This window comes from Teredinibacter sp. KSP-S5-2 (assembly GCF_032773895.1).
Lineage (GTDB): Bacteria > Pseudomonadota > Gammaproteobacteria > Pseudomonadales > Cellvibrionaceae.
On the sequence record NZ_CP120416.1, the window covers coordinates 3,819,942 to 3,846,927 of the forward strand.

Here is a 26,986-nt window from a genome sequence, read left to right on the forward strand (position 1 = left end):
TTGCTGAAATGAAACGCATATTAATTGTTGGCGGAGGAACCGCGGGGTGGATGACCGCCAGCCTGCTACAACACGCCTGGGCGCAAGGTGAAAAAGCAAAGAACGTTAACATTAGCCTCATCGAATCCAGCGACATAGGCACCATCGGTGTTGGCGAAGGTTCAACCCCCTACCTGAAACATTTTTTTAAAAAATTGGGCATCCCCGAACACGAGTGGATGCCACAATGTAACGCCACATATAAAACCGGCATAGCCTTTCCAAACTGGTCTACCAAACCAGGCTACGACAGCTATTTCCATCCATTTTTTTCGCAACTGGATATACAAACCGGCGAAGCCTTTATGCAAAACGCTTGCTTACGCCGACGAGGCATCGATGTCGATGCTCACCCGGATCACTATTGGACGTCAACTCATCTTGCAAAACTGTGTAGATCGCCTATTGCAGAAAAAGCCTTACCCTTTGACGTTGACTACGGTTACCACTTTGACTCAGGGCTTCTAGGGAGCTTTTTAAAACAACGGGCAATCAAGCTGGGAGTTCAACATATTGTTGATACTGTCACTCGAGTGGAAACAGACGCACACGGCAATATAGGAAAAATTCACAGCAACCAATCCGGCCCTTTAGTGGCAGATTTTTTTATTGATTGCAGCGGGTTCCAGGCACTGCTGATTGAAAAGACACTGTCTACCGACTTTATTTCTTTTGCAGATAACCTCTTTAATGACCGAGCTGTGGCGATCGCATCCGACATAAACAACGAAGCGCCCATCCCATCTCACACACAATCGGAAGCCTTATCCAATGGCTGGCGATGGAAAATTCCGTTAACGAATCGCTACGGAAATGGTTACGTATATTGTTCTTCAAGTATTTCTGACGAGCAAGCCGAGCAGGAACTTAGAACAAGTATTGGCACAAGTGCAAATAACAATGAAGCCCGATTCATCAAAATGCGGGTCGGCCGCCGAACAAAGCATTGGCAAAAAAATTGTTTGGCTGTTGGATTATCGCAAGGTTTTATCGAGCCGCTCGAAGCCACTGCACTGGCGTTAATTCAACTTACCGTAGAAAAATTCATTCAGCATTACGAGCAGGTAAAAGAAAAACCAGAAGCATTATCCAAACAACAGGATAATTTTAATCAATCGATCAATGCATTTTTTGAAGGGATACGTGATTATATTGTTTGTCACTACAAAACAAACTCCCGATCGGATTCTGTATACTGGCGGGAAAACCGGGACAACACCCCCATTTCTTCACGATTGCATGCCATTATTGATTCATGGCATCAGGGAACAGACTTTGAAGCAACATTAACCGAATTTGCCAGAGAAACATTTTATTTCCGCCCAAGCTGGTATTGCTTACTTGCTGGTACAGGGCAATTTCCAGAACACCTGCATCCCCCTACTCAAGAGCACGCATACTCTCTGGCAGAAAATGCAGATGCTATTTGTTCGAATAACTGCAACCGTTTTCGCAGTCATAAAGAACAACTTCAGACTTTAGAAAAATTTAGTCGTTAACCTCAACCGCCATAGCCACAGCTTCGCCCCCACCAATACAAAGACTGGCAATACCTTTCTTTTTACCATAACGCTGCAAGGCCGATATGAGCGTCACCAATATTCGAGCACCGGACGCCCCCAAAGGATGCCCTAAGGCACAGGCTCCGCCATGAACATTGACCTTCTCTTTTGGGATATGTAATTCTTTCATCGCCGCCATAGTCACAACAGCAAATGCTTCATTAATTTCAAAAAGATCAACATCATCAACAGACCAGCCAATTTTGGCTAACAGCTTTTGCATGGCCCCAACCGGTGCGGTGGTAAACCATTCGGGAGCTTGCGCATATTGGGCAAACCCTTTTACCTCTGCCAGTGGCGTTATTTTTTTTTCGCTCGCATCGTTTTTACGCATCAGAACTAATGCAGCAGCGCCGTCAGAAATAGAACTGGAGTTTGCGGCGGTCACTGTGCCATTTTCACGAAATGCCGGTTTTAACCCCGGTATTTTTTCTGGACGGGCATTGCCCGGTTGCTCATCGGTTGATACCACTATCGTTTCTTTTCTATTTTTTATTGTCACCGGAGCTATTTCACTCTCGAAAGCGCCATCCAAAATTGCTGCATTAGCTTTGTTTAACGAATCGATGGCAAAGGCATCCTGCTCTTGTCGGCTAAAGTTATATTTATCTGCCGTATTTTCCGCATACACTCCCATCAACTCATTTTCGTAGGCATCTTGTAAACCATCGATGAACATATGATCCAGTAATTCACCATGACCTAACCGATAACCCTGCCGAGCTTTGGATAACAAATATGGCGCATTGCTCATGGATTCCATTCCACCGGCAACAACAACATGATTTTCTCCCAAAAGCAGAGAATTGCACGCTTGCATAACCGTTTTCATTCCCGAACCACAGACTTTGTTGACCGTACAGGCCGGCACACTTGAAGGAATTTCCGCCGCTATCGCAGCTTGTCGCGCCGGTGCCTGACCAACTCCCGCAGGCAACACACAGCCCATCATAACCTCATCGACGCTATCTGGCGAAAGCTGTGCACGATGCAGAGCACCTTTAATCGCCACGGCTCCCAGCTCTGTCACCGTAACCGCCCCCAAAGCACCTTGCATTCCCCCCATAGGTGTTCGGGCCAACCCCACAACAACGATAGACTCAGACATACTGATAACTCCTTACAAGATACTGTGCATATCAGTGATTTACTCTGGCTTAAATTATCAATGGTTTTACCAGATTAAAGATAGGCGATTCAGTGCCAATGGGTTGCGTTTATTCTTTATCTTGGTCGGAGACAAACCGGAAAATACGCCATGACAATTCGGTGAAAAGTGAGATAAGCGCCACTTTGCAAGGGTTTCGTACTTGGCATTTATTGCCAGGGACATTAGACTCCACATGAGTTTCCATTTGGGGGAAAAAATCCGATGTCCGTCACCACTATAGTGATTCTTGTTACACTCGTTATTCTGTTTTTCTACGTCACATCGATATACAACAAACTGGTCAGCCTTAAAAACCGTTACGAGAATGGTTTTTCTCAAATCGAAGTTCAACTGAAGAGACGTTATGATCTGATTCCGAACCTGGTTGAAACAGCCAAAGGTTACCTATCCCACGAACGGGAAACGTTGGAAGCGGTTATCAGCGCAAGAAATAGCGCCGTAGCCGGCTTAAAAGCAGCGGCAGCGGCTCCTGGAGGCGCAGCAATGCAAGAGCTAGCTGGAGCTGAAGGTTTATTAACCAGCGCCCTAGGCAGGTTAAATGTGGTAATGGAAGCCTATCCGGATTTAAAAGCCAGTGAAAATATGTCGCAACTAAGCGAAGAATTAACCAGCACCGAAAATAAAGTGGCGTTTGCTCGGCAAAGCTTCAATGACTCTGTTACTGAGTACAACACCTATCGACAAAGCTTTCCTCCCGTAGTATTTGCCGGCATGTTCGGTCACAGTAAAGATGCCGAATTACTCGAGTTTGCTGACTCCGCACAAATACAAGAAGCACCAAAAATTTCATTTTAAAATTAAAGCTAGGGTTTCCTAGCTTTTTTTTAACTGTATGTCCTCTCCTATGAATTTTTTCCAACATCAAGACCAAGCCAAAAAGAAAACCGCTCAACTCGTTTTTTTAATGTTCGCCGCCGTAATTACACTGATTATCGTCGCGACATTACTCCTCGCCGTTCTCTTTTATTTCTTCCAGAACCACACGGATAGCATCACCGCAGCCAACGCCTACCAGACAGATATCGGAAGCCACCTTTTACGTCTCTTGACGTCTGAGCTTACGCTTTGGGTTGCTCTCGGAGTGGTTGCAGTAGTGGCCATAGGTTCCTTATTCAAAAGCCTGCAACTTAGAGCGGGGGGCAAAGCCATTGCCGAATCCCTAGGCGGCAAACTTATTAACCCCGACACCACAGACAAAGATGAAAAGCGCCTGCTTAATGTCATTGAGGAAATGGCTATTGCCTCAGGCAACCCTGTTCCGAGCGTATACCTACTGGAAGAGCCTGGTATTAACGCGTTTGCTGCCGGCCAGACACGCCGAGACGCCGTCATCGGCGTTACTAGAGGGTGTATTCGACAGTTAAACCGGGACGAGCTACAGGGCGTCATTGCTCATGAGTTCAGTCATATACATAACGGTGACATGAAGCTAAACATGCGCCTGATCGCCATTCTCCACGGAATTCTGGTTATCGGTCTGATAGGCTCATTTATTCTTCGAGGCTCAGCATTTAGATCACATGGCCGCAACAACAATAAAGGCGCTTCACAACAGGCCATTTTAGGTCTGGCATTGGTTGTTATTGGCTACAGCGGTACGTTTTTTGGCAACATCATCAAAGCAGCAGTGAGTCGACAACGCGAATTTCTTGCCGACGCCTCCGCGGTACAATTTACACGCAACCCCAAAGGCATAAGCGGTGCTTTGAAAAAAATTGGCGGTATCAGCCAAGGCTCAACAATACAGGCATCCGCCGCCGCAGAATTTAGCCATATGTATTTTGGACAAGGGGTAAAAACGGCATTCAGCGGGCTTATGGCCACCCACCCGCCTCTGGATACACGTATTCGACGAATAGAGCCCAACTGGGACGGAAATATCGCACCACAAACGGAGTCTTCTTCAGCATCTTCCGGGCAAGAATCCGTAGCAGGATTCTCTTCGACAACCGGGCAGCAAACGGCATCTCTTGAACCAGAACAAGCTATAGACACAATCGGCTCACCGCAAACAAAGCATTTTGAGCATGCTGACCGCTTCCTTAAGCAGCTGTCACCAGACATTAGGCAAGCCGCACACAATGCTTTTTCAGCCAGAGCCCTGATTTACTGCCTACTTCTCGACTCTGATAAACGTATTCGCCAACAACAACTTGCCCAACTCAAGGATGGCGCGCACCCCGCTACATTTCGCGAAATGCCCAAGCTTTACCAAGCGTTACAGCAAGTTGAGAGGCAACATTATCTAAGTGTTCTCGACCTAAGCATTCCGGCATTGAAGCAACAGTCCAAACCCCAATATGAGGTTTTCAAAAAAAATCTGATTGCGCTGATAAAAGCGGACAAATCCGTATCCCTGTTTGAGTGGTGCCTATTCCGAGTTATTACTCAGACACTGGAAGAAACACCAACAGAGACAGGAGAGTCACTAAAAGGCCTCGGTAAGGAAGTTTCCACACTGCTCAGTTTAATTGTTCTGGCAGGCCAAAACAGTGCTCCAACTGCTGCATTTAACGCCGGAGCAGAGATACTGAAAAGCTATACAGGAAAGCTCAGCTACAGCAATAAAGGCCTCTCCTTCCCCGAGATAGACAAAGCCTTACAAAAGCTCAGCGCAATAAAACCTTTGGAAAAACCTGCACTGCTGAAAGCAATCGGCCACACCATAGCGTTTGATAAGAAGGTAACACCAGAAGAAACCGAACTATTTAGAGCAATAGCAGATACTCTTGACTGTCCAATCCCACCACTGGTAACCGACTAAGGGCATTTCGTTTCAATAAACAAAAAAACCGCCATTAGGCGGTTTTTTTTCTTTCAATACATCGGTCAATCTACATATATCGGACCAATACCCATTCCCCAAAGTAATACTGTAGAGATCATAGCGGTTACCATTAACACCAGCCCCACGGTCACGACCGAGGAGGCATACATAAAGGCACGATCCTTATCGATATTCATCACAATAGGGAGACCTTCATAAATCAAATAGACAGAGTAGGCACCGGCTATCAACATCGCTGTCGCATTCAGCCATATGGAAGGATACGCATTAAATACACCGACCAGAAAAAGCGGGGTGGATGCAAACACTGCCAAGGCGGTACCTTCGTAATGGCGCTGCTCTTCGGACTCGGCAACACCATATGTTTTAGCCATCCAATTGATAAACTCCCCCAACACAAAAATGCCCGCAATCAAAGCAACATAAGTTAATGCACTGAGTGACAATGCACTTTCCACTGTTAACTTGACCGCTTCACCACTACCAACGGACCAACCAACCTGTGTTACACCATAAAACGATGCCAAGGCGGGAATTAATGCTAAAAACGGGATGTGGCTCAGAAACACTTGCTTAAAGGAGCTTTTGTCTTCACGAATAGCTTTCCACTCACTATCCGGATTTAAAAAGATCCCCAAAGTATGTTGTAACATTGCCATAAATTAGCTCCTGAAAGATTCTTGTAGAAATTGTTATTTTTTAATTATAAAAGCTATTTTATGGGATGCCCGAAAACTTAGAAGACATAAATTTGCGCCGTTTAAGACGCAATAAATATATAAAAATCAGCAACTTAGTCGATAAAAGAATAAAAAAGCAAAAAACGTTACAGAAGAAACGCTTATCACACTATTCGTGTAGGACCGTAACAAACAGTTGTTTGTATTTTAAAAATGACGCCAGCCAACCAATGAAGAACGTTGGTACTACTTAACAACGCGCAATGACGGACGTTTAGCAGTTTGAGGTTCTGCCTTGCTGATTTTTTTCGGAGGGGTGGGATCTGGTTCTGGCTGAGGCTCGGCATCAAACATCATGCCCTGACCATTTTCTCGGGCATAGATACCCATTACGGCATAGGTAGGCACATAAATATCTGTGGGAATACCACCAAAACGAGCGTTGAAAGCAATGGCTTTATTCCCCAGCTCAAGAGATTCGACGGCTCGAGGAGCAATATTTAAGACAATTTGACCATCGTTGTTTACGTATTGCTGAGGGACTTCGACTCCCTCAGCAAGTGCATTGACGACGATATGCGGGGTGTAGGCATTATCAACAATCCATTCGTATAAGGCTCTAATCATATAAGGCCGACTGGATGTCATTGCCATAAAAATAACCCGCTCGCAACGTTAGTGGTAAGTGAACAAAATACCTACTTGGAAAAATAACCAGGGCGCATTTCGCGCTCCAGCTCGGTTAAGCTTTCCTTGAAAGACTCCCGATTAAACATTCTATCCATATATTCAAGCAAAGGCATTACCTGGCGCGTTCTGGGCAACTTGATATCGTAGTACTCCAGACGCCATAGAATCGGTGCCAGACAGCAGTCAACCAAAGTGAACTCGTCACTCATAAAAAATGGCTTCTCTGCAAATATTGGGGCAATAGATACCAAACTATCTTTCAAATCCTTTGCAGCAGTCGCAACAGCTTCCTTATTTTTTCCACCGGTAATCGTTCGAACCAGAGGACACCAGTCTCGCTCAATACGACAAATAAACTGACGGCTCTCGGCACGGGCGACAGGATACACAGGCAGTAATGGAGGATGCGGAAAACGCTCGTCCAGATACTCCATCATAACGCTGGTTTCGAATAAGGTTAACTCTCGATCAACAAGAGTGGGAAGAGTACTGTAAGGATTTATCTCACTTACTTCTGCGGGAACATTCGCAGAGTCAGCATCAACCAAGTCTACCGTCACACCTTTTTCGGCCAGGACTATACGTACTCTATGGCTATAGTGATCTTTGGGATCCGAAAAATATGTCATTGACGAACGTTTGGTCACAACTCCCATTACGTATCCTTAATTTACCTATTGAACAACAAAGGGAGAGGCGGCCTCTCCCCCAAACACATTAATGAACGTCTTTCCAGTACTCGCGGTTTAACAACCAAGTGAAAACCAACAATACTGACAAGAACAAGAAAACATAAATACCGATACGACCACGACTCATTGCAACAGGCTCAGAGACATAAGTCATAAAGTTCACCAAGTCATAGATAGCCGAGTCGAACTCTTCAGCAGTCATACTCCCTTTGGTATCGCCAACTTTTAGAGAACCACATGAGGTCATCACGGACTCGCCTAACTCGTTACGCACAACATGACCATGACTATCCAGCTTTTCACCAGCGGCACATTCAGCCAGGCCTTGCAATTCCATAAGAACGTGAGGCATACCCACATTAGGGAAAACCTTGTTATTCACCCCAGTAGGGCGAGAGTCGTCACTGTAGAAATTACGCAAGAAAGTGTAGAGCCAATCTGATGAACGTGCACGGGCAACCAGAGTTAAATCTGGCGGTGTAGCACCAAACCAGACTTTCGACTTTTCAGATGCCATAGCAATGGTCATCAAGTCACCAATTTTCTGATCAGAGAAGATAAAGTTCTCCATGGCGACGTCGACAGGAATATCCAAATCCGTTGCTACACGCTCATAACGGGAAAAGCGTGCGGAGTGGCACCCCATGCAATAGTTCACGAAATACTTGGCACCACGCTGTAAAGACTCTTTATCTTCCAGGTTTGCTTCAAAATGATCGCAAGGCACTTCGCCACACGCGCCACCAGAAGCACCAACGGCTTTCAGAGGAACAATGACCAGCACAAGGAATAACGCCAAGCCACCAAACACTAATACTTTGCTCAAACCTTTTTTCTGTACACGGGTTGGTTCAGGCTTGGTCTGCTCCATTTTGGTCCAGAAAGGCAGACCAATGAAGTAAGCAAAATAAATAAAGGTACAGATTTGCGAAAGTGCTGTACGACCTGGAGTCGGTGACTGCAGTCCCAAGTAACCAAGAATCACAAACGCCGCAGCAAATACAATCAAGGCGACCTGACTGAACAAACCTTTATAACGAATAGACTTCACTGGGCTTCGATCTAACCAGGGAAGGAAGAACAGCAGAATAAGCGAAGCCCCCATCGCGATAACACCCAGGAATTTAGAGGTAAACACACCACCTAGATCGAAGGTAATAGCACGTAGGATCGCGTAGAAAGGAGTGAAGTACCAAACCGGTGCGATATGCGCTGGCGTTTTCAGGTTGTTTGCTTCTTCAAAGTTAGCGTGCTCAAGGAAGAAACCATTCACTTCTGGCGCAAAGAAAACCACGCCCAAGAACACAAATAGGAAAACAGAGATGCCAACCAAGTCATGCACTGTGTAGTAAGGGTGGAAAGGAATCCCATCCAAAGGAACACCGTTCTCATCTTTGTTTTTCTTAATTTCAACACCATCGGGATTATTCGAACCCACTTCATGCAACGCAATAATGTGCAGCACAACCAATGCCAATAGAACGATTGGCAAAGCCACCACATGCAAAGCAAAGAATCGGTTCAAAGTCGCACCGGAAATTAAGTAGTCACCACGTACCCACTCAACCAGTGCATCACCAACGTAGGGAATCGCACCAGCAAGGTTAACGATAACCTGGGCACCCCAGTATGACATTTGTCCCCATGGCAATACGTAACCCAGGAATGCTTCACCCATTAAGGCGATGTAAATGAACATCCCGAAGATCCACACTAACTCACGTGGATTCTTGTATGAACCGTACATCAAGCCACGGAACATATGGAGGTAAACGACAATGAAAAACGCAGATGCGCCGGTGGAGTGCAAGTAACGAATGATCCATCCGTAAGGCACATCACGCATAATGAATTCGACAGAAGCAAAAGCCTCCTCCGCCGAAGGTACATAGTTCATGGTCAACCAAATACCAGTAAGCAACTGGTTAACCAAGACCAAAATAGAAAGTACACCAAAGAAGTACCAGAAGTTAAAGTTCTTAGGTGTGTAGTATTTGCCCATGTGTGTATCCCAAGTGCGTTGCACTGGCATACGAGCATCAATCCAATTCCAAAGACCTACTAGCCAATTAGTCATGATTATGCCCCCTGATCTTCGCCAATCAGGATGATGTCATCGCTGATGTATTTGTGTGGAGGAACTTCCAGATTGATTGGAGCAGGAACGCCTTTAAGCACTCGGCCAGCCAGATCAAACTTGGAACCATGACATTTACAGAAAAACCCACCCAACCAGGCAGCGCCACCAAGATCTTCTGCGCCAACTTCAGGACGATATGTTGGAGCACAACCAAGATGGGTACACAAACCCAGCAACACAGCCACTTCGTCTTTAATCGCACGAGTTGGGTTTTTGGTGTATTCAGGCTGCACAGACTTTTCTGAAGAAGGGTCACGAAGCCCATCTTTCATTTTATCCAGATTCGCAATGGCTTCTGGCGTACGACGAACCACATAGACAGGCTTACCCCGCCATTCAACGGTTACCATTTGACCGGGTTCGATCTTGGAAATATTAATTTCTACTGGCGCACCAGCAGCTTTTGCTTTGGCACTTGGGTTCCAGGACCCTACAAAAGGAACCGCAGCCCCGACTACACCGGCTGCGCCGACCACAGACGTCAAGGCAGTCAATACCCTGCGGCGGCCTTCATTTATACCGTCATTACTCATGACGTTTCTCCCCTAACAACATTACAGGTCAGTAGCTTAAAAGAACAAAAGAAGCATCGAAGAGTTGTTCCAGGCATATTGAGAACAACCAGCTCCCCATTTAATTAGTGATTATTATCGCGAGCGATTAACTCTTTCGCTTTCTCCTTTTTAGCTTGATCAAAAAACAAGCTAAAAATTACCAATATAGGCCTACGGAAAAACCGCAACATGTTAAAGAAATTCCCCAAATCTGACAAGGTGATAGCCAGGAATACACGGGGTGTAGCGGTAAAAAAAAACGCCCTGAGTCGCTGTCTCGGGCGTTTTTTGGATATTCCACAAAGGAATAAATAATAATTAACGTTTTGAGAATTGTGGCTTCTTACGTGCTTTACGCAGACCAACTTTCTTACGTTCAACTGCACGAGCGTCACGAGTTACATAGCCCGCTGCACGAAGATCTGGGCGCGTGCTTTCATCATACGCCATCAACGCACGAGTCAAACCGTGGCGAATTGCACCAGCCTGACCGAAGCTACCGCCACCTTTAACAGTGACTTTAATGTCAAACTTATCAGTGTTTTCGGTACACTCAAGAGGCTGACGCACGATCATGCGAGCCACTTCACGACCAAAGTACTCGTCAAGCGGACGATCATTTACAGTGATAACACCCGTACCTTGTTGGATAAATACACGCGCGGTAGATGTCTTACGGCGCCCTGTACCATAGTATTGTTCTGCCATGTTGCCGCTCCAATTAAATATTCAGTTCTTGAGGCTGTTGCGCAGTGTGAGGATGCTCAGCACCAGCATAAACCTTTAATTTTTTAAACATTGCACGACCCAAAGGACCTTTAGGCAACATGCCTTTAACTGCGCTTTGGATAGTACGCTCTGGAGCTTTCTCAATTAGCTTCTCGAAGCTGATTGATTTCAAACCGCCTGGGTAACCAGTATGGCTATGGTACATTTTGGCACTTGCCTTGTTGCCAGTAACACGGACTTTTTCCGCGTTGATCACAACAATGTAGTCACCGGTATCTACGTGTGGAGTGTACTCGGGCTTGTGCTTACCGCGTAAACGGTGAGCAATCTCAGCGGCCATACGACCGAGAGTCTTGCCGTCAGCATCCACAACGTACCAGTCGCGCTTAACGGTTTCTGGTTTGGCACTAATAGTCTTCATGTTATTTGCCTTACGAAGGTACGGATATTGATAAATTCGATAAAATGAAGGAACCCATCCGGTTCCAATCTCTTTTACTGCCGGCCTCTTTCTTTCGTTGACGAGAGCTACCGGTGCCGAAATAGACGGCCCAATAAAAGGAGCGCGGATTCTATAGAAGTACTGAGCAGAATTCAAGCAGTTTCAACGGTTATGGCCAGACAAACAGGCAACCGGCTATCGAACCAACTCACTTCATCCCCTGCACGCAAAGATACGGGACAATTCCATGATCCATTGATATCCATCAATACTTGACCAACCACTATATATAGTATTTTTTCCGACACAAAAACAGATATATAGTGTTTATATAAAAAGGGGAATCCGGTGAGAATCCGGAGCTGTCGCGCAACGGTATTGAAGCATCAAACTTCTAAGCCCGGTTACCTTTTAACTCCAGGTCTCGCGCCAAGGCCGGGTTATAAGTGATATCAACCACTTTCAACTCAATCGTTTTCGCCTTTCGCGTCTCCTGCCATTCAATTTGGGAGATAGCATGACACAACTGACAAAACCACTAACCACAGAACCCACTTTATATACGCTGCCGCAATCCGTTATTAAGCGGGACGGCGCCAAAACATCGTTTAATGCAGGCAAAATCGAATCAGCCATCGCCAAAGCGGGTATTGCAACTGGCGAGTTCGATGACGACGAAGCTCATTTACTCTGTCGCCAAGTCACCAAAGTCCTGACCCATATGCAGCACCAATCAATTAGCATCGAACGCATACAAGATGTTGTTGAACAAACATTGATTAGTGCCAACCATCTAAAAACTGCGCGTGCATATATTGCCTACCGCGACCAGCATCAACGACTGCGCCAGGATAAAAAAACGCTGGTGGACGTATCCCAAGCAGTGAATGAGTACTTGGAACGAGCCGACTGGCGAGTCAACGCAAATGCCAACCAAGGCTACTCCCTCGGCGGACTCATATTAAACAGCGCCGGGAAAATCATCGCCAACTACTGGCTCAGTCACGTCTATCCACCTCATATTGGGGAAGCTCACCGAAACGCCGACCTGCATATTCACGATCTGGATATGCTCAGCGGCTATTGCGCGGGATGGTCCTTGCGAACATTGCTCAACGAGGGGTTAAACGGCGTGCCCGGACAGGTCGAATCCGAACCACCCAAACACCTTTCCAGCGCCGTTGGTCAAATCGTTAACTTTCTCGGCACGCTGCAAAACGAATGGGCCGGCGCTCAGGCATTCAGCTCTTTCGATACCTATCTTGCACCATTTATTCGCAAAGACAACCTAACTTACAACGAGGTATACCAATCCATTCAAGAACTGGTTTACAACTTAAATGTCCCTTCCCGCTGGGGCACACAAACACCATTCACCAATTTAACCTTTGACTGGGTTTGCCCAGAGGATCTTGCGACACAAGTGCCTGTTATCGGTGGCAAAGAAATGCCATTCAGTTATGGCGACTTGCAAACCGAAATGGATATGATCAACCGCGCGTATATTGAAGTCATGACCAAAGGTGATGCCAAAGGCCGGGTGTTTACCTTTCCTATTCCCACATACAACATTACGGAAGACTTCCCCTGGCACAGCGAAAACGCACAACGGTTATTTGCCATGACCGCCAAATACGGCCTGCCCTATTTCCAGAATTTTATTAACTCTGAACTTAAACCCAACATGGTGCGTTCCATGTGCTGCCGATTACAACTTGACCTACGTGAGTTGTTGAAACGCGGAAATGGATTATTCGGCTCAGCAGAACAAACCGGCTCTATCGGCGTCGTCACACTAAACTGTGCCCGATTGGGATATTTACACGCGGGAAACGAGAGCAAACTTTTCCATGCTGCTGACCAATTACTGGAATACGCCAAAGACAGCCTGGAATTAAAACGCAAAGTGATTCAGCGACATATGGATGCCGGCCTTTTCCCTTATACAAAACGATACCTTGGCACCCTGCGCAATCATTTTTCCACTATCGGTGTAAACGGCATAAATGAAATGATCCGAAACTATACCCACGGCAAGGAAGACATCACCGGAGACTATGGCCACCAGTTCGCGGCCAAACTGCTTGATCATATTCGCCAACGCATGACTGAGTTTCAGGAAAATACCGGACACATGTACAACCTGGAAGCAACGCCCGCTGAAGGCACAACGTACCGTTTTGCCAAAGAAGATAAAAAACGTTACACCGATATTATTCAAGCAGGCACTCAGGACAAACCGTACTACACCAATTCATCACAACTTCCCGTTGGTTATACTGACGACCCATTTGAAGCCCTGCAAAAACAGGAAGGATTGCAATCAAAATATACCGGCGGCACCGTACTGCATTTATACATGGGAGAAAGAATTTCCGATGCAACCACATGCCAAAAACTGGTGCAACGCGCACTAACCCATTTTCGCTTACCCTATATCACAGTCACACCCACGTTTTCCGTCTGCCCTCATCACGGTTACCTTGCCGGAGAACATGAATACTGCCCATCGTGTGACGAAGAATTAAAAGCCAAGTCAAAAATAATTGATGATGCTCAACGTTCCCGTTGCGAAGTTTGGACAAGGGTGATGGGCTATCACAGGCCAATATCGTCATGGAATCTGGGTAAGCAATCAGAACACCAAGAACGGCAATTTTTCTCTCAGAGTACAGTCGCATGACGGCATTAAAAGTGGCAGGGCTCACCCCCCTGACCACGATTGATTATCCAGGGCATCTAGCTGCTGTCATTTTTTGCCAGGGGTGCCCCTGGCGATGCCGTTACTGCCACAACCCGGAACTGCAATCATTTAAAAAAGAAGGCACTTTGACATGGACACAAATTATTAGCTGGCTGGAAAAACGCAAAGACCTTCTTGATGCAGTTGTATTTTCCGGTGGTGAACCCACTGCACAAAAAGAACTACCTTCAGCAATAAAAGCAGTCAAAGAAATGGGGTTTAAAATCGGGATACATACCGCAGGCATGTATCCGCATAAACTGAAAGAAATCTTACCGATGGTGGACTGGGTGGGATTGGATATAAAAGCACCGCAATATCTTTACGACAAAATAACTGGAAGAAAAAATAGCAGCAACAATGTCTGGCAAAGCTTAGAGCTATTAAACACGTCAAATATCGAATATCAAGTCCGTATTACCAAAGCTGAACAATTACAAAAAACGGACATTCATTACCTGCGTACACAATTAGAAAAAAATCGCGTAAAAAATATTGTGGAGCAGAATTTATTCTCTACATATTAATTACGCTTTATGCTCCGACGACAAATACTCGTGGCTTTGCATTTCCTGCAAACGGCTAACAGTTCGCTGAAATTCAAAGCTCAACCGCCCTTCGCCGTAAAGCTCCAAAATCGGTTTTTCAGCGGATAAAATCAGCTTTACTCGCCGATCATAAAACTCATCAACCAAGTAAATAAAACGCTTGGCCTGGTCATCGTTTGCCGCGCCCATTTGCGGTACATTACTGACCAGAACTGCGTGATATTCACGAGCCAGTTCAATGTAATCATTTTGTGACCGTGGGCCATCGCAAACCGCAGCAAAGTCAAACCAGACAACATCATCTGCTTCCTTTAATGCTCGGATGCAGCGCCCTTCCACATCAAGGTCAATATTTTCTTGCACAGAATCAATATCGGGAATCAAACTTGTAAAGCATTTATCCATTTGCTTGTGGGAATTATCGCCAAGAGGGCAATGATAAAGGCTCGCTTTTTCCAGGGTTCTCAATCTGTAGTCCACACCCCCGTCCAGATTAAACACCTCAGTGTGTTTTTCAAGCAAGGCAATTGCGGGCAAAAAACGCGCTCTTTGCAAACCATCCTTATACAAACCAGAAGGTTCAATGTTAGATGTTGCAACCAGAGTCACACCACGTTCAAAAAGTGCCTCGAGGAGATTGGCCAAAATCATGGCGTCGGTAATGTCTGAAACAAAGAATTCATCGAAGCATATAATACGCGCTTCATCAGCGATGGTATTTGCCACTAACTTAAGTGGGTCTTGCTGGTCTTTAAGCTTTTTTAACTCACCATGTACACGACGCATAAACCGATGAAAGTGCGTGCGCATTTTTTGTTCAAAAGGCAGCGCATCAAAAAATATATCCATGACATAGGTTTTACCACGCCCAACCCCTCCCCAGAGGTATAGCCCTTTTACCGGTGTTTTTTTCTGCCCCCCAAAAAGTTTGCCAACCAGTTTTTGCAAACTGTTTTTATTCAGGGCCACTGAGTGCTCACGAATGATCTCTTGGCACAGCGCATTCAGCTTTTCAATGGCAGCACGCTGGGCGTCATCCTCAACAAACCCGGAACGAGCTAGGTCAGCCTGATATCGAACAAGGGGCAAATCGGTCATAACTCTATTTCTGTCTTAATACTGGCGTAATTTACCGTTAAAGCGCGTTAACTAGCCAATGAATAATTTCCTGACGGGCAGCATTTTCCCGACATAACCTGAGGGAATTTGAACTCATCAGAAACATAGCCCTGGGGCTCTCGCCAATATGTTAGGGCGAACAAAATATGTCCCTGGCGAAGAAACACTCCTATTCTGAAGGTAACAATGTGCTTCTATGAGTATCCACCGCTCCCAGAACGGGGTAGAGTAGGGAAAACTGCAGGATTTTTCCATCAGCTTACCTATATTTTATGTATTATAGGAATAAGAGGTTATTAATCTGCAGCATCGCCTTATATTTCAAACCTATTGAGCTGCTTTGGAGGAACTACGTGTTTTCTTTAGAAACGCTGATTATGATCAGCAGTATCGCATTTTGTATTGGCGGACTAGTTGGCGCTGTTATCAGTCGCACACTGCTTCCCCCCGAAAACCAGAAAGGCCTGGAGACCAAGCTTCAGGAGTCCAGAGAAGAGCTGGAGCGCTATCAGCAGGAAGTGACTAAACACTTCGCTGAGACATCCAAGCTGGTGAATAACTTAACCCAAAGTTATAAAGAGGTGCATGAACACCTGACCAAAGGGGCAATTCAGTTGAGCAATGCGGAAATTGGTCAGCAAATTCTGCAATCAGGTGACCCATCATTGGGTATCGAAGCAAAAGACGCCATCGAGAACGTCAATTTCGAACCGCCTAAGGACTATGCTCCCAAAACACCAGGACAGGTCGGCACGTTAAGTGAAGAGTTTGGCCTGAACGATGATGAGGAAGAAAGCTCCATTGAAACCGTTACCGCGACTGGCGCCCCAAGGGCAGCGGAAAGAAAAGAAAATTCAGCTGCATAAAGACTAATCGCTATACAACACATGAAAACAAACAGCAGGCTCTATGCTTTCTTAGTATATATTCGCTGGCCAGTGACGGTCGGCCTGCTGTCTGCGCTTGTTTTTATGCTGTTCTTTCCTCAGTACCTGCCCCATGCAGGGCAGGGCAAAAGCCTGCTCAATAAAGTTCTTTCCCCATTTAACTTTGCAGCAAACAACCCAAGTTCATACGCCGATGCAGTCGATAATGCATCACCATCGGTGGTCAATCTCTATGCCCGAAAACAAGTTCGCCAAAGGCGCCACCCGCTCTTCAACGATCCGGTATTTCGTCACTTTTTTAACAACTCAGATATACCGCAGCAGGAACGTATGCAGGCAACCCGAGGGTCGGGCGTTATTGTCCACGAAGATGGCTACCTGCTCACCAACTTCCATGTGATAAACGGCGTAAATGAAATCATTGTTGCCCTGCAAGATGGCCGGGAAGCCCTTGCAGAAATTGTTGGCATCAACCGCGAAAACGACTTGGCAGTACTAAAGATTGAGCTACCCAACCTCACCCCCATCCCGATTGGCAAACCCGATGAAATCCGTATCGGGGACGTAGTTTTAGCCATTGGTAACCCTTATGGCATGGGACAAACGGTGACTCAGGGCATTGTTAGTGCGACACGTCGACGCGGCCTGAATATCTCCCTCTTTGAAAACTTTATCCAAACGGATGCCGCCATCAACCCTGGCAACTCAGGCGGAGCCCTAATTGATACCAGCGGCCGACTGCTAGGCATCAATACCGCTAATCTGGATCAATCCTCAGGTGAGGGCTACAGCGGAGGTATTGGTTTTGCCATACCAGCCGACGTCGCTATGCGCACACTCACTGATATTATAGAGTTTGGCCGAGTAGTCAGAGGCTGGCTGGGCGTTCAAGCCAGTCCGTTAACGCCACAGCTCGCCAATGCATTTGAGCTGCCTTCCACCCGCGGCGTTCTGGTTACCGCCGTGGACCGCAACAGCCCTGCGGAGAAAGCCGGCATACTGCCCGGTGACGTGATAGTCCGAGTGAACAATCAACTGATTGGCTCAGGACGCTGGGCCATGCAGGAAGTCGCAGAATCCCGTCCCGGAGATAAAATTGAGATTGAAGTCATCCGCAAAGGGCAACCAGTGCAAATGACGGCGATTTTGGGCACGCGCCCGCTAGAAAGTTAAGGCCACCCAAAGCTGGCACCATCTAAAAAGGCAAGCTTTCACCCACAGATAGACACGCATAAAAATTGGATAAGTAAGCTCCATGACTCACAGCATTGTTTTCGCTGATTATAATAATGAGCAACACAGTCGAGATTTAATCAAACTTCTGGATTTATACTCCCAAGACCCAATGGGTGGAGGCGAACCATTATCTCAACACGCCAAGCAAAACCTGATATCGGAACTCAAAGCCAACAGCCGAGCCTTTAGTATTTTATGCTACAAAGACTCTGTCGCATGTGGTTTTATTAATTGTTTTATTGGCTTTTCCACTTTTAAGTGCGCGCCATTAGTCAATATCCATGATGTCTACGTATTGGAAACAGAACGCGGTCAAGGGCTATGTAAAATCATGCTGAATAAAGCGGAAGACAAAGCCAAGCAACTTGGTTGCTGTAAGCTCACGCTGGAAGTATTAGAAAATAATCACGCCGCCAAAGCGACCTATAAAAGCTTTGGTTTCTCAGGATACGAACTCGCCCCCAAAGCCGGCTCGGCACATTTTTGGCAAAAGTTTATTTAAAAAAGGATGGAATTATTTTTTCCTGATATTGCTAGAATTTAGCTAAGGCTTTTATTTTTATCTCAATAAAACGACGCTGCTCCCTCACTTTTTCGATACGCGTCAAAAGTGAGGAAAGGATAGACAAAGCAACAACAGTTTGTGTTATTAAGCACGAAAAACGCTGATTTTTTCTTTCAGCTCAGTAGCTAAGTCCGCTAATGATTGCGCTGCACTCAAGGTTTCCGTCGACCTGGATTCTCCTTCACTGGCCAACTCCGTAATATGATGCAAGTTCTTCGACACTTCTGTCGCGACGGTACTTTGCTCCTCTGCCGCACTGGCAATACTTGTGGCCGCAATTGCCAGCTCACCAATTCGATGACTGATGTGATTAAGTTGCTGACTCACTTCCTGCCCCTGCTCGACAGAGCGAATTCCCAACTCATGGCTTTGCGTCATTTTTTCAGAGGTGGTTTTGACCACAGATTGCAGTTGAGAAATTGTCTGACTAATTTCTGTAATCGAATTTTGAGTGCGCTGCGCAAGGGTTCTCACTTCATCAGCCACTACCGCAAAGCCCCGACCTTGCTCTCCGGCTCGAGCCGCCTCAATCGCCGCGTTGAGCGCCAATAAATTAGTTTGCTCAGCAATACTGTTGATCACCTCTGTCACCTGACTGATGGCCTCACTTTCCTTGCTAACACTTTGCACAGCATCAAAGCTTTCACTGAGATGCTCACTCAATAAAGTTAAACCCTCTACGGTAGAAATTAATTGTTTTTGCCCAGACCGAGAAGCTTCATCCACATCATGACTGCGACTAGCCCCTTCGCTCGCATGATTGGCTACATCGCGAATTGAGGTAGACATTTCCTCAATCGCGGTGGCAATTTGATCGGTTTCACCTAATAACGCCTGAGCTTCTTCACCATTCAAGCGTGCAACTTCTTTTGCATTGGAAGCCTGTTGCTCTAAACTGATCACCGAATGCTGTAACGACAGAATCAGCTGTCTCAGGTTTTCTGCCATCGCCCGGGTACTGAGCGTAATTCGATCCACTTCATTCCGGCTTTCAGGATTCGCCGCGTAAAACTCCACAGTTAAATCGCCTTCACCCAACGCCTGGATATGTGCCTGTAAATTTATCATGGGTTTCAAAGAACGTAATAACACCCAATACAATAACCCTGTCACCAGCAAAACCCCCGCAATGGTGACAAATATACTGAGACGTAACAGCTGGAAGCTTTCCTCTTTCAGCTCATCAATCTTAACCATGCCAAGTAGCTTCCACTCCCAACCTGATACATTAATGCTATAGGTGTACATGGCATGATTTTGTCGGTTGTTGTAGAACCAGGATCGCTGGTCCTCCATTGCCTGGCTGACAGTAAAACCATCTAACATGGAGTCCGTCAAAACCTGCCCTTTACTATGATTCCGGTGGGCAATAATTCTCTGATCCACTTTTCTAAAAATCAAAAACTGGCCGGACTCTTCCAGACTCAAACTATTCACAGACTCCTGTAGCTTGGATAGGGTCTTGGTGATATCAAAACCGATGTACAGAATCGCGATAACCCGGTTCTGGCTGTCCTTTACAGGGCGGTAGACTGTCATATAGTCGCGCCCGAAAAGATGCGCATAACCTTCGAATGGCTCCCCGGAAACAAGCTTTTTGTAACCCGGATGGGACTTACCCAAATAGGTTCCTAATGCCCGCTGGCCGTTTTCTTTCTTCAACGATGTGGCTATACGTAAGAAATCATCGCCGTCGCGAACAAACACCGTAGCATTTCCTCCCGTTAACTGGGCATAACGGTCAACTTCATCTTCATGGTTGTTAATAACCTGTCCGTTATGTTCCAAAACTGGTGCATTCACCCCTCCAACCAACTGGCTACGTCCAGTCAAGGTCAGTCGATTGGGGAACATTTCCTCGAACAGATCAGCATTATTCTCAGCCAGATCAACCAGAGAGTTGTATTGCAAAGTGAGCAGCTCAGAAACACGATCAATTTGGTCCTTTACAGCGCCCACCCCCTTATCTTCCAAGATCTTCGAGGCCTGGGTATAGGTAATTACCCCAAGAATAGAAAATACAATAACGGTTAAGACAAGTGCCAACGCCCCTATTTGCTTGGCAATAGGCCAGAAACGGAAAATCATGAAAGTACCTCGGTAGAAAACGCTGGCAAAGCCCATTCGTTTGCCAATAATGAACAACGGTATTCAATATCAGACTAGACTAAGAAATACCGTTTTGCGTACATAAAACGCAGAAAACCAAGGAATCCCGGAGAGGAGTTGAGCGGCAACAAAAACACTCGCGATAATGTCGCCCGCTCAATAAGAAGTATCACCAATAGACGATGAAGGAGTCAATGCGACGAACAATAATACCTCGTCGCATGCCCTACTTTTGTGAATTTTTATAATGCTCAACCATTTCCAACCTTTCCTGAGTTGGCGGGTGAGTTGATAGATAATCAAGCACAAACGAGCCTTTATTTTGCTCATCATTAGCCTCGACAGGCTTGCCCTCTTTTTCCTGATAATAGTCTTGCAGGTTTTTCATCGCTTGAGCAAAGTAATCTACCGATATGCCATAGTGATCAAGCTGGGAAACGGCGTACTCATCTGCCTCCCGCTCAAAATCCCGCGAATAGGACAAATCCAACACAACTGTTGGCAGCGCCAACATCATTTCCATTGTTTCCAGATCGCCAGTCAACATTAAAACCACAATTGTTGAGATCGAATCCTGTATTGTTCGGCGAAGCAGATGTTTATATTTTAAGTGGCCAAGTTCATGCAAAAAAACAGCAACCAATTCGCGGTCATCATCGACTGTACCAACAAAGTCATCAGTAAAAACAATCTGACCACCCGGCAAAGCAAACGCATTTGCTCCCATTCCCGAGCGAAACGCCAAAGTCGGGTTCAACTCCGTGTGATCCTGAATATAGGGCGCAAGCAGCTGACGAATTTCTTCTTCACGATCCGAAGCCAGCTCACTCGGATCGAAAACAGTTTTATCCAGAATATCAAGCCCACCCGCCAGCTCTTCAGAAGCAAATTCGGGCAGATTAAATGCAACAAATTTTGCAAACTGCGGCACACCGACCACCACTACAAACCAGCTGAATGCAACCGTCAAAACAACCGAAGCCAGAATAAGCGGCAAACTGGATTCAAGCTTATGTAGAAAAGAATCTCGGGATTTATCCCCGCGTACCAACTCACTGAGCTGATCGACCGCGTCAAAATCTTCGGAGATAAATAGTCCGCCATCTTCCAATTGAATTTCTCTAGGCGTATTACCCAAGCGCGATTCTATTTTTATGGAATCCAAAGGTAGGTGAGATATTTGTTCAGCCCCATCAGGAGCGGAACAAATAAGTTTTATTAAGGTAGATGCAGCACTCACCTCCAGGCGTGCAGACACATGCCCGGAGGTTTGACCATTATGGTAATGCCCATGAACAACGTGCATTATGAAAGCCCAAAATCAAAGACTTGACCGAACTCTTCACCCAGAGCACTGATATTTTCCTGCTCGGCTGCGGCGAAGTCATCGAGACTGCCTTGAGCTTCCATAACAATATTCTCGGCCATGTACTTGGTCATGCGCACTTTTGCAGCAGGCAGATACAAACCAAACGTAACCGCGACCAACAATGCGTTCTTAAGGATTACCAGGCCGAGGCTTGAGATATCCAATGTTGCATCAAACTGATGATCCTTGATGGTTAAGCTCCGGTAGTACAGGTTTGTTGTTGATACAATAAAGTAAAGAATCAAGCCCAAGTACACCGCCATTGTCAACAGAGGCACCAGCCCCGAAGCAACCGGAACAAATTGAACAATGACCGCGACTAACAAAGCAGCCATTACGCCAACACCCAGTAGAACTAGAAAGATCATGCCATAATCTTTGTAAGTTGCATGAAAATCAAAATTTGTTGTGCCGTATGAACTATTACGCACAATATACTGGTTAAGTTTTAGGAAAGCCATCGGGTAAAGAATCCCCAGTGTCAACATGCCCAGCAAAGGCCAGACATACAACACCATAAAGGCTTCTCCATAGCTTGCCTTAAAGCGGAACTGTATATTTCTATAAGCCGACATACGGTGATTAAACGCCAGAGACTGATTAACAAAATAGGGAATAGCGAAAATTAATGCCACAGCGAAAGCCATACCAAGCATTGGCGCTGCAGTTGAAACAAAAGAATATATAATGAAGGCGACAACAGCAATAATACGACCTTTCAAGATCGTTAACGGCTCAGCCAGATAACGAAAATTAGAACCATCCAAATAAAGATTTGAATAAAAATATCGGTTGTTTCTCACTTTCGCCCAAGCCGAGTAAATACCAAAAGTGATAATTGTCAGCAGTACATTCACTATCCATATTTTAAAATATTCCGTTCCATCTCCTTTAAATTCAAACTTCAATGTTTTAGGTATAGCAGCACTGCTCTCCACCACATCCAGGTTACTATTTTGAGATTCCATTAAACCACCTCCGACACACAGCGTTTTATTTATAGATATAAGCTAAATAGCCCTATATTTAGCCAAAAGAAAATATTTCACCAAGGTACGCAATCAATCGTTGTTGTTCTGCCGATGTTTTTTTCGCCCCAGTAAATAGGTATCCAGCAAAGCTCCAGCCCATATACCTATAAAGCCATAGGTTAGCCAGGCAATTACCTCAGGGCTCAAAAAACCCTGAACAGTTTTGATGCGCTCTCGAATCAATAACAAGTCTAGATCAATTTTGCCACTGAGGATTTCATGAGAAATGATGTCGGCCCGATATTTAGCTTCAACAAATACCACAGCCAAAATGAGAATGATTAACAACATGGCAAGAGTGCCACGTATTTTGTGCCCGAGAATAAAATAACCAGCACCGGGAAACACCAGCCCCGAATAGAGCATGGCTTTGGTGAAAGGGCTCATCCGTTTAGTCACACATACTTCCTATATAGAGAATAAAATTTCGTCAATAATCCCTTTAGTTGCAATCGATGTCAACTGTTAAGAACCCTTCTAGGCTATTAACACTTTAAAGAGCAAAATAACCAATCTACTCTTTCATACTCTCCAAATACGCTCGCGCTCGAACAAGCTGAGGGTCATCAGACTCCAGGCCTGGACGACTTTCTACAAAGTATAGAATCCACTCCATTGCCAATCTCTTTTCCAACGGATCAGTTTCAATTGAGACCTGAGGAAATTGGATTGCCGATTTAGGAAAACTGTACCCATACAGGTAATTACCACTTAAATACGTATCCACCTCTTTGGTAAGCACCTCATACGACGTATTAAAGGCCATAGAAAAAGCTTTATCCACTTCTTCACCCATAGCAATTAACCTTAGATATTGGGTTAATTGCTTATCCCGTTCTGGATTACTGGCAAAATAATGGACTGCAACAAAAGAGCGAGCATAGAACTTACTCACTTCCTTATCTAACTCTTTATTTCGGTTTTCAACAGGATGTTCATTCCTTTCAACTTTGAATAATGATTCCAAATCAACAGATTCGTAACCATCTCCTCCTCTCTTTTCAAGACTGTAAAAACGATACTTTAGCGCACCTATTTCCCCAATCGACATTTTCTTTCCATCTTCTTTAAAGGTGGAAAGGTAATCTGCAATCCCTTCGTAATACCAATAAGGCTGCTTGTGTTTTCTCCTCGACTCGCTTGTTAAATAATGAACCAACTCATGTAAAACAATATTACGCTCATAAGAAGGAACCATTGCTCCCTTACGAAAGTCGCCAGATCTAGCAATGGAAAATACTTTATCACCTCGTAAAAAAAACATACCTCCTACACTTTCTTGATCCAAAGACAAGTATTTAAAGGCCTTATCGCGCTTTACAAGTAAAAAATTTGCACGAGGCAAGCGCTCGACTTCATTCTGCTGCAGGTAGAAATGAACAAAATAACGAAAGTTTTCTAGCTCCTGAATATAACCAAGAGCTTCCTTTTCAGAAGCATCCGTAATCACGGTAAAGTTTTGGCTTTCCGCTATCCGCCATTTTATTTTCTCCAGTTTTTTTAAATCCAACTCATCAGAAGTTGCAGAAGGAGACGTAATGGATAACACAAATAAAGCTGTAAACAAACACCGCAACATAAGAAAAACGGGTCGACAAGAAACCTGAATCAAAAAAACTCGAATAGAGTTATAGAAAGAAAAGAGAAGACTAGAAACAAAACTCTGGAAGACATACAGAACACGCATCAAAACCAATCCCTACAAGCATAAAAGGGAAGTATAACACGCGAACAACGCGGGAAAAGAACGAAGAAAAAAAGGGAAGCAGAGAAAACCTCCGCTTCCCTCACCACATTAAAGTGGCATATCGTGATTTATACGAGGGGACGTATAGTAGTAATCAGCGGTGTAAAGCGGAACCGTTCCAGAAGCATGCTCCACCGTCGCACGGAGGTACAAACAACGACCATGGAACTGGCTACTCAACTCGGAGGCGCGCATACGCATTCTTGCTTTTAATGGATGACGAGCGGCGGTACGAACAATCGTTTCGCCACCACCACTTGGGCATTTATCGACTAAATCAAAACGAATATCCGGTGACCCACCGTAGCTGGACCACTCCCAATTCGCAGCAAACTTCCAACCCAGGACACTTGAAGACTCGGCACCAGAACTTCCAACCGGCCATTCCACCACACTGCCCTGACTAAGATAACGACGCTGCAAGCCCCAACCGCCACCGCTGCCGATTTCGGTATCCAGATTAATAAAACGTAAATGACCAAAACCACTGTGATCACTCACACTAAAACCGAAGCCAGAGCCGCCGCCAGCTGTGCTGCTAACACCGTCGCCCATAACCGCCAAGAGAGTTCTGAGTGCATAAGGGTCGTTTTCCATGCCGCCAAGTCCACCACGGTCGTTCACCCAGTCCTTAAGCAAACCGGCAACACCGGCGACCTGAGGTGCAGAAAAGCTGGTACCAATATTATTCGCAGTGCCTGTAGTACCAGAACCTGCGACTAAATCCGCGTCACCAGTAACAATTAAATCCACCATCCGTGACGACACCGAACGTCCACCATTAAGCGAAATACTCACCGTTCCTCTACCCGAGTAACCCGACAAGGCAACAGAATCCATTGAGCCTAGATTACTTACATCGTTGGTAGCGCCAATAGTAATGGTTTCTGGTAACGCACCAAGGCTACTGACACTGCAGGTTCCAGCAGGAAGATCATCCGCATCATTACCCGCTGAGACAACAATCACCACACCGGCATCATTAGCTGCCCGTACAGCGCCCTGTGTGCCACTGAGAGATTCATTGCTACAGTAATTATTGGTAGGCGACAACGACATGTTAATCACATCCACACCGTCAGCCACCGCCGACTCTATGGCTTGCGCCACACCGGACATAAAACCACCGGCGTTGTAGTAATTGGCATGTGCTTCGATCGCAATTCCGCTGCGACGACGACGAGCATCAGTATCGGTAATACTGGCATTCTGCCCCTGTTCAATACTGCCCAATATAACTGATGTCACATTAGTACCATGAGTATTCACCGTAGTGGTGGAAGAACCACTACAACTGGTGGAATTACAGGTATCGGTATCCAAAATATTACTCGGTCCACCAACCCAGTCCAAGAAGCTTACGTGCGACGTATTCAAAGCATTATTTGCCTCAATAACACCGAACAGCACTTCTGTATCGCTGGACTCAGTGGAACCCTGACCACCATTTAACCCGGACATACCACCAGAAGGAATACCCATCGCGTTACGGCGCTCAATACCATCCGCATCGGATTTGGCAGGAAGGTCTTCCTCTACCGCCACAACAGACTGAATTTTGGTAAGTGCTTCGACGGATTCCGCGGGAATATTCGCCACCAGACTATTGGATAAGAAAAAACGACCACTGACCTTACCACCCAGGTTTTGGATTTGATTCTCCACACGCTTTTGCCCTATAGAAAGTTGGGCACGACGCTCCTGAACCACAGTTTTATACGCATCTTTTTGTTTGTCATCACGCAAATCACGCAAACGGGAGAAGTCAAAAGGCTGTTCTTCTAAATGAATAACAACGCGAATAGTTTTTTTACTTTCACCTGCAATAATATGCCTTTCTGCACGACTCAAAACCTTGTCAGTTTCTTTCTTTAACTTACCCAAATTGGCTTTTTGTAAAACCACATTGCGCTGTTCAAGATTAACCTTTTGCACAACGCTGGACTTACGCAACACTTTAGACTCCGGTTTTTTCTGCTCACAGAAATCATTCTCACAAGCATAATAAACAGAAGCCTCATCCGCGGTGGATGTTTGCGCCACAGAATAACCAGAGAACCCAAACATAACTAAAGACAAATAAGAAGCAAACTTTAACGTTTTCATAACACAGCAATCCTTTTAATTAACGACGAAAACTCAAAG

The 26,986-nt window shown here is 45.6% G+C and carries 23 protein-coding genes and 1 riboswitch; of the genes, 8 read left to right on the plus strand and 15 right to left on the minus strand.

Translation table 11 applies throughout. The features are described 5' to 3' along the window. Positions 1 to 8 precede the first annotated feature (8 nt). Positions 9 to 1,538 carry a tryptophan halogenase family protein gene (locus P5V12_RS16270; protein ID WP_316954145.1) on the plus strand — a complete coding sequence of 510 codons (1,530 nt, stop codon included), beginning with the start codon at positions 9 to 11 and terminating at the stop codon, positions 1,536 to 1,538. On the opposite strand, the gene P5V12_RS16275 is transcribed toward P5V12_RS16270, so the two are convergent. After that, complete coding sequence (locus tag P5V12_RS16275; RefSeq protein ID WP_316954146.1) at positions 1,528 to 2,709, minus strand: acetyl-CoA C-acyltransferase; 1,182 nt, start codon at positions 2,707 to 2,709, stop codon at positions 1,528 to 1,530. The genes P5V12_RS16270 and P5V12_RS16275 overlap by 11 nt on opposite strands. A gap of 264 nt (positions 2,710 to 2,973) precedes the next feature. Between P5V12_RS16275 and P5V12_RS16280 the strand changes: the two genes are divergently transcribed. Further along, entirely contained in the window at positions 2,974 to 3,567 is a 594-nt protein-coding gene (locus P5V12_RS16280) for a LemA family protein (protein ID WP_316954147.1), read from the plus strand. Between the two features lie 49 nt (positions 3,568 to 3,616). Beyond that, positions 3,617 to 5,536 carry a M48 family metallopeptidase gene (locus tag P5V12_RS16285; RefSeq protein ID WP_316954148.1) on the plus strand — a complete coding sequence of 640 codons (1,920 nt, stop codon included), beginning with the start codon at positions 3,617 to 3,619 and terminating at the stop codon, positions 5,534 to 5,536. A 65-nt stretch (positions 5,537 to 5,601) separates the two neighbouring features. On the opposite strand, the gene P5V12_RS16290 is transcribed toward P5V12_RS16285, so the two are convergent. The 7 genes from P5V12_RS16290 to rplM form a co-directional block, all read right to left on the minus strand. After that, positions 5,602 to 6,219: a Yip1 family protein gene (locus tag P5V12_RS16290; RefSeq protein ID WP_316954149.1), complete on the minus strand. Its 618-nt coding sequence runs from the start codon at positions 6,217 to 6,219 to the stop codon at positions 5,602 to 5,604. Between the two features lie 267 nt (positions 6,220 to 6,486). Then, positions 6,487 to 6,894, minus strand: a complete 408-nt coding sequence (locus P5V12_RS16295; protein ID WP_316954150.1) for a ClpXP protease specificity-enhancing factor — start codon at positions 6,892 to 6,894, stop codon at positions 6,487 to 6,489. Between the two features lie 44 nt (positions 6,895 to 6,938). Further along, positions 6,939 to 7,586: a glutathione S-transferase N-terminal domain-containing protein gene (locus tag P5V12_RS16300; RefSeq protein ID WP_316954151.1), complete on the minus strand. Its 648-nt coding sequence runs from the start codon at positions 7,584 to 7,586 to the stop codon at positions 6,939 to 6,941. Positions 7,587 to 7,647: 61 nt separating this feature from the next. After that, positions 7,648 to 9,699, minus strand: coding sequence for a ubiquinol-cytochrome c reductase (locus P5V12_RS16305; protein WP_316954152.1), 2,052 nt, complete (start codon positions 9,697 to 9,699; stop codon positions 7,648 to 7,650). 2 nt (positions 9,700 to 9,701) lie between these two features. Beyond that, a complete protein-coding gene (gene petA, locus P5V12_RS16310; RefSeq protein ID WP_316954153.1) occupies positions 9,702 to 10,295 on the minus strand; it encodes a ubiquinol-cytochrome c reductase iron-sulfur subunit in 594 nt (197 codons plus the stop codon). Positions 10,296 to 10,634: 339 nt separating this feature from the next. Continuing rightward, positions 10,635 to 11,024 (minus strand): 30S ribosomal protein S9, encoded by a 390-nt coding sequence (gene rpsI, locus P5V12_RS16315; protein WP_316954154.1) that lies wholly within the window; start codon positions 11,022 to 11,024, stop codon positions 10,635 to 10,637. Between the two features lie 13 nt (positions 11,025 to 11,037). Then, positions 11,038 to 11,466 carry a 50S ribosomal protein L13 gene (gene rplM, locus P5V12_RS16320; protein ID WP_316954155.1) on the minus strand — a complete coding sequence of 143 codons (429 nt, stop codon included), beginning with the start codon at positions 11,464 to 11,466 and terminating at the stop codon, positions 11,038 to 11,040. Between the two features lie 317 nt (positions 11,467 to 11,783). After that, a riboswitch (cobalamin riboswitch) is annotated at positions 11,784 to 11,918 on the plus strand. Between the two features lie 86 nt (positions 11,919 to 12,004). Here rplM and P5V12_RS16325 point away from each other — a divergent pair. Both P5V12_RS16325 and P5V12_RS16330 read left to right on the plus strand, forming a co-directional pair. Further along, positions 12,005 to 14,170 carry a ribonucleoside triphosphate reductase gene (locus P5V12_RS16325; protein WP_316954156.1) on the plus strand — a complete coding sequence of 722 codons (2,166 nt, stop codon included), beginning with the start codon at positions 12,005 to 12,007 and terminating at the stop codon, positions 14,168 to 14,170. Further along, on the plus strand, positions 14,167 to 14,757 hold the full coding sequence (locus tag P5V12_RS16330) for an anaerobic ribonucleoside-triphosphate reductase activating protein (RefSeq protein ID WP_316954157.1): 591 nt from the start codon (positions 14,167 to 14,169) through the stop codon (positions 14,755 to 14,757). The genes P5V12_RS16325 and P5V12_RS16330 overlap by 4 nt, the downstream gene beginning before the upstream one ends. Here the strand turns inward: P5V12_RS16330 and zapE are convergent, their stop codons facing one another. Then, positions 14,758 to 15,876, minus strand: a complete 1,119-nt coding sequence (gene zapE / locus P5V12_RS16335) for a cell division protein ZapE (protein WP_316954158.1) — start codon at positions 15,874 to 15,876, stop codon at positions 14,758 to 14,760. Positions 15,877 to 16,250: 374 nt separating this feature from the next. Here zapE and P5V12_RS16340 point away from each other — a divergent pair, with 374 nt between their 5' ends. The 3 genes from P5V12_RS16340 to P5V12_RS16350 all read left to right on the plus strand — a co-directional run bounded on the left by P5V12_RS16340 (position 16,251) and on the right by P5V12_RS16350 (position 18,522). Then, positions 16,251 to 16,763, plus strand: coding sequence for a YhcB family protein (locus P5V12_RS16340; RefSeq protein ID WP_316954159.1), 513 nt, complete (start codon positions 16,251 to 16,253; stop codon positions 16,761 to 16,763). A gap of 105 nt (positions 16,764 to 16,868) precedes the next feature. After that, positions 16,869 to 17,957: a trypsin-like peptidase domain-containing protein gene (locus tag P5V12_RS16345; RefSeq protein ID WP_316954160.1), complete on the plus strand. Its 1,089-nt coding sequence runs from the start codon at positions 16,869 to 16,871 to the stop codon at positions 17,955 to 17,957. A gap of 82 nt (positions 17,958 to 18,039) precedes the next feature. Then, positions 18,040 to 18,522, plus strand: coding sequence for a GNAT family N-acetyltransferase (locus P5V12_RS16350; protein ID WP_316954161.1), 483 nt, complete (start codon positions 18,040 to 18,042; stop codon positions 18,520 to 18,522). A gap of 147 nt (positions 18,523 to 18,669) precedes the next feature. On the opposite strand, the gene P5V12_RS16355 is transcribed toward P5V12_RS16350, so the two are convergent. From P5V12_RS16355 to P5V12_RS16380, 6 genes are all read right to left on the minus strand, one after another. After that, positions 18,670 to 20,673 carry a methyl-accepting chemotaxis protein gene (locus P5V12_RS16355; protein ID WP_316954162.1) on the minus strand — a complete coding sequence of 668 codons (2,004 nt, stop codon included), beginning with the start codon at positions 20,671 to 20,673 and terminating at the stop codon, positions 18,670 to 18,672. A 247-nt stretch (positions 20,674 to 20,920) separates the two neighbouring features. After that, positions 20,921 to 22,000: a M48 family metallopeptidase gene (locus tag P5V12_RS16360; RefSeq protein WP_316954163.1), complete on the minus strand. Its 1,080-nt coding sequence runs from the start codon at positions 21,998 to 22,000 to the stop codon at positions 20,921 to 20,923. Then, positions 22,000 to 23,031, minus strand: a complete 1,032-nt coding sequence (locus tag P5V12_RS16365; protein ID WP_316954164.1) for a YjgN family protein — start codon at positions 23,029 to 23,031, stop codon at positions 22,000 to 22,002. The genes P5V12_RS16360 and P5V12_RS16365 overlap by 1 nt, the downstream gene beginning before the upstream one ends. Before the next feature lie 93 nt (positions 23,032 to 23,124). Further along, positions 23,125 to 23,493 carry a hypothetical protein gene (locus tag P5V12_RS16370; protein WP_316954165.1) on the minus strand — a complete coding sequence of 123 codons (369 nt, stop codon included), beginning with the start codon at positions 23,491 to 23,493 and terminating at the stop codon, positions 23,125 to 23,127. 115 nt (positions 23,494 to 23,608) lie between these two features. After that, positions 23,609 to 24,661: a hypothetical protein gene (locus P5V12_RS16375; protein ID WP_316954166.1), complete on the minus strand. Its 1,053-nt coding sequence runs from the start codon at positions 24,659 to 24,661 to the stop codon at positions 23,609 to 23,611. A gap of 228 nt (positions 24,662 to 24,889) precedes the next feature. After that, positions 24,890 to 26,947 carry a S8 family peptidase gene (locus P5V12_RS16380; RefSeq protein WP_316954167.1) on the minus strand — a complete coding sequence of 686 codons (2,058 nt, stop codon included), beginning with the start codon at positions 26,945 to 26,947 and terminating at the stop codon, positions 24,890 to 24,892. Positions 26,948 to 26,986: the final 39 nt, after the last annotated feature.

Coding starts and splice junctions, on each gene's coding strand:
- rplM (WP_316954155.1), bottom strand. CDS start 11,466: ATGAAGACTATTAGTGCCAAACCAGAAACCGTTAAGCGCGACTGGTAC.
- P5V12_RS16345 (WP_316954160.1), top strand. CDS start 16,869: ATGCTGTTCTTTCCTCAGTACCTGCCCCATGCAGGGCAGGGCAAAAGC.
- P5V12_RS16290 (WP_316954149.1), bottom strand. CDS start 6,219: ATGGCAATGTTACAACATACTTTGGGGATCTTTTTAAATCCGGATAGT.
- P5V12_RS16285 (WP_316954148.1), top strand. CDS start 3,617: ATGAATTTTTTCCAACATCAAGACCAAGCCAAAAAGAAAACCGCTCAA.
- P5V12_RS16380 (WP_316954167.1), bottom strand. CDS start 26,947: ATGAAAACGTTAAAGTTTGCTTCTTATTTGTCTTTAGTTATGTTTGGG.
- P5V12_RS16270 (WP_316954145.1), top strand. CDS start 9: ATGAAACGCATATTAATTGTTGGCGGAGGAACCGCGGGGTGGATGACC.
- P5V12_RS16360 (WP_316954163.1), bottom strand. CDS start 22,000: ATGCACGTTGTTCATGGGCATTACCATAATGGTCAAACCTCCGGGCAT.
- zapE (WP_316954158.1), bottom strand. CDS start 15,876: ATGACCGATTTGCCCCTTGTTCGATATCAGGCTGACCTAGCTCGTTCC.
- rpsI (WP_316954154.1), bottom strand. CDS start 11,024: ATGGCAGAACAATACTATGGTACAGGGCGCCGTAAGACATCTACCGCG.
- P5V12_RS16355 (WP_316954162.1), bottom strand. CDS start 20,673: ATGATTTTCCGTTTCTGGCCTATTGCCAAGCAAATAGGGGCGTTGGCA.
- P5V12_RS16365 (WP_316954164.1), bottom strand. CDS start 23,031: ATGGAATCTCAAAATAGTAACCTGGATGTGGTGGAGAGCAGTGCTGCT.
- P5V12_RS16295 (WP_316954150.1), bottom strand. CDS start 6,894: ATGGCAATGACATCCAGTCGGCCTTATATGATTAGAGCCTTATACGAA.
- P5V12_RS16325 (WP_316954156.1), top strand. CDS start 12,005: ATGACACAACTGACAAAACCACTAACCACAGAACCCACTTTATATACG.
- P5V12_RS16350 (WP_316954161.1), top strand. CDS start 18,040: ATGACTCACAGCATTGTTTTCGCTGATTATAATAATGAGCAACACAGT.
- P5V12_RS16280 (WP_316954147.1), top strand. CDS start 2,974: ATGTCCGTCACCACTATAGTGATTCTTGTTACACTCGTTATTCTGTTT.
- P5V12_RS16305 (WP_316954152.1), bottom strand. CDS start 9,699: ATGACTAATTGGCTAGTAGGTCTTTGGAATTGGATTGATGCTCGTATG.
- P5V12_RS16330 (WP_316954157.1), top strand. CDS start 14,167: ATGACGGCATTAAAAGTGGCAGGGCTCACCCCCCTGACCACGATTGAT.
- petA (WP_316954153.1), bottom strand. CDS start 10,295: ATGAGTAATGACGGTATAAATGAAGGCCGCCGCAGGGTATTGACTGCC.
- P5V12_RS16300 (WP_316954151.1), bottom strand. CDS start 7,586: ATGGGAGTTGTGACCAAACGTTCGTCAATGACATATTTTTCGGATCCC.
- P5V12_RS16275 (WP_316954146.1), bottom strand. CDS start 2,709: ATGTCTGAGTCTATCGTTGTTGTGGGGTTGGCCCGAACACCTATGGGG.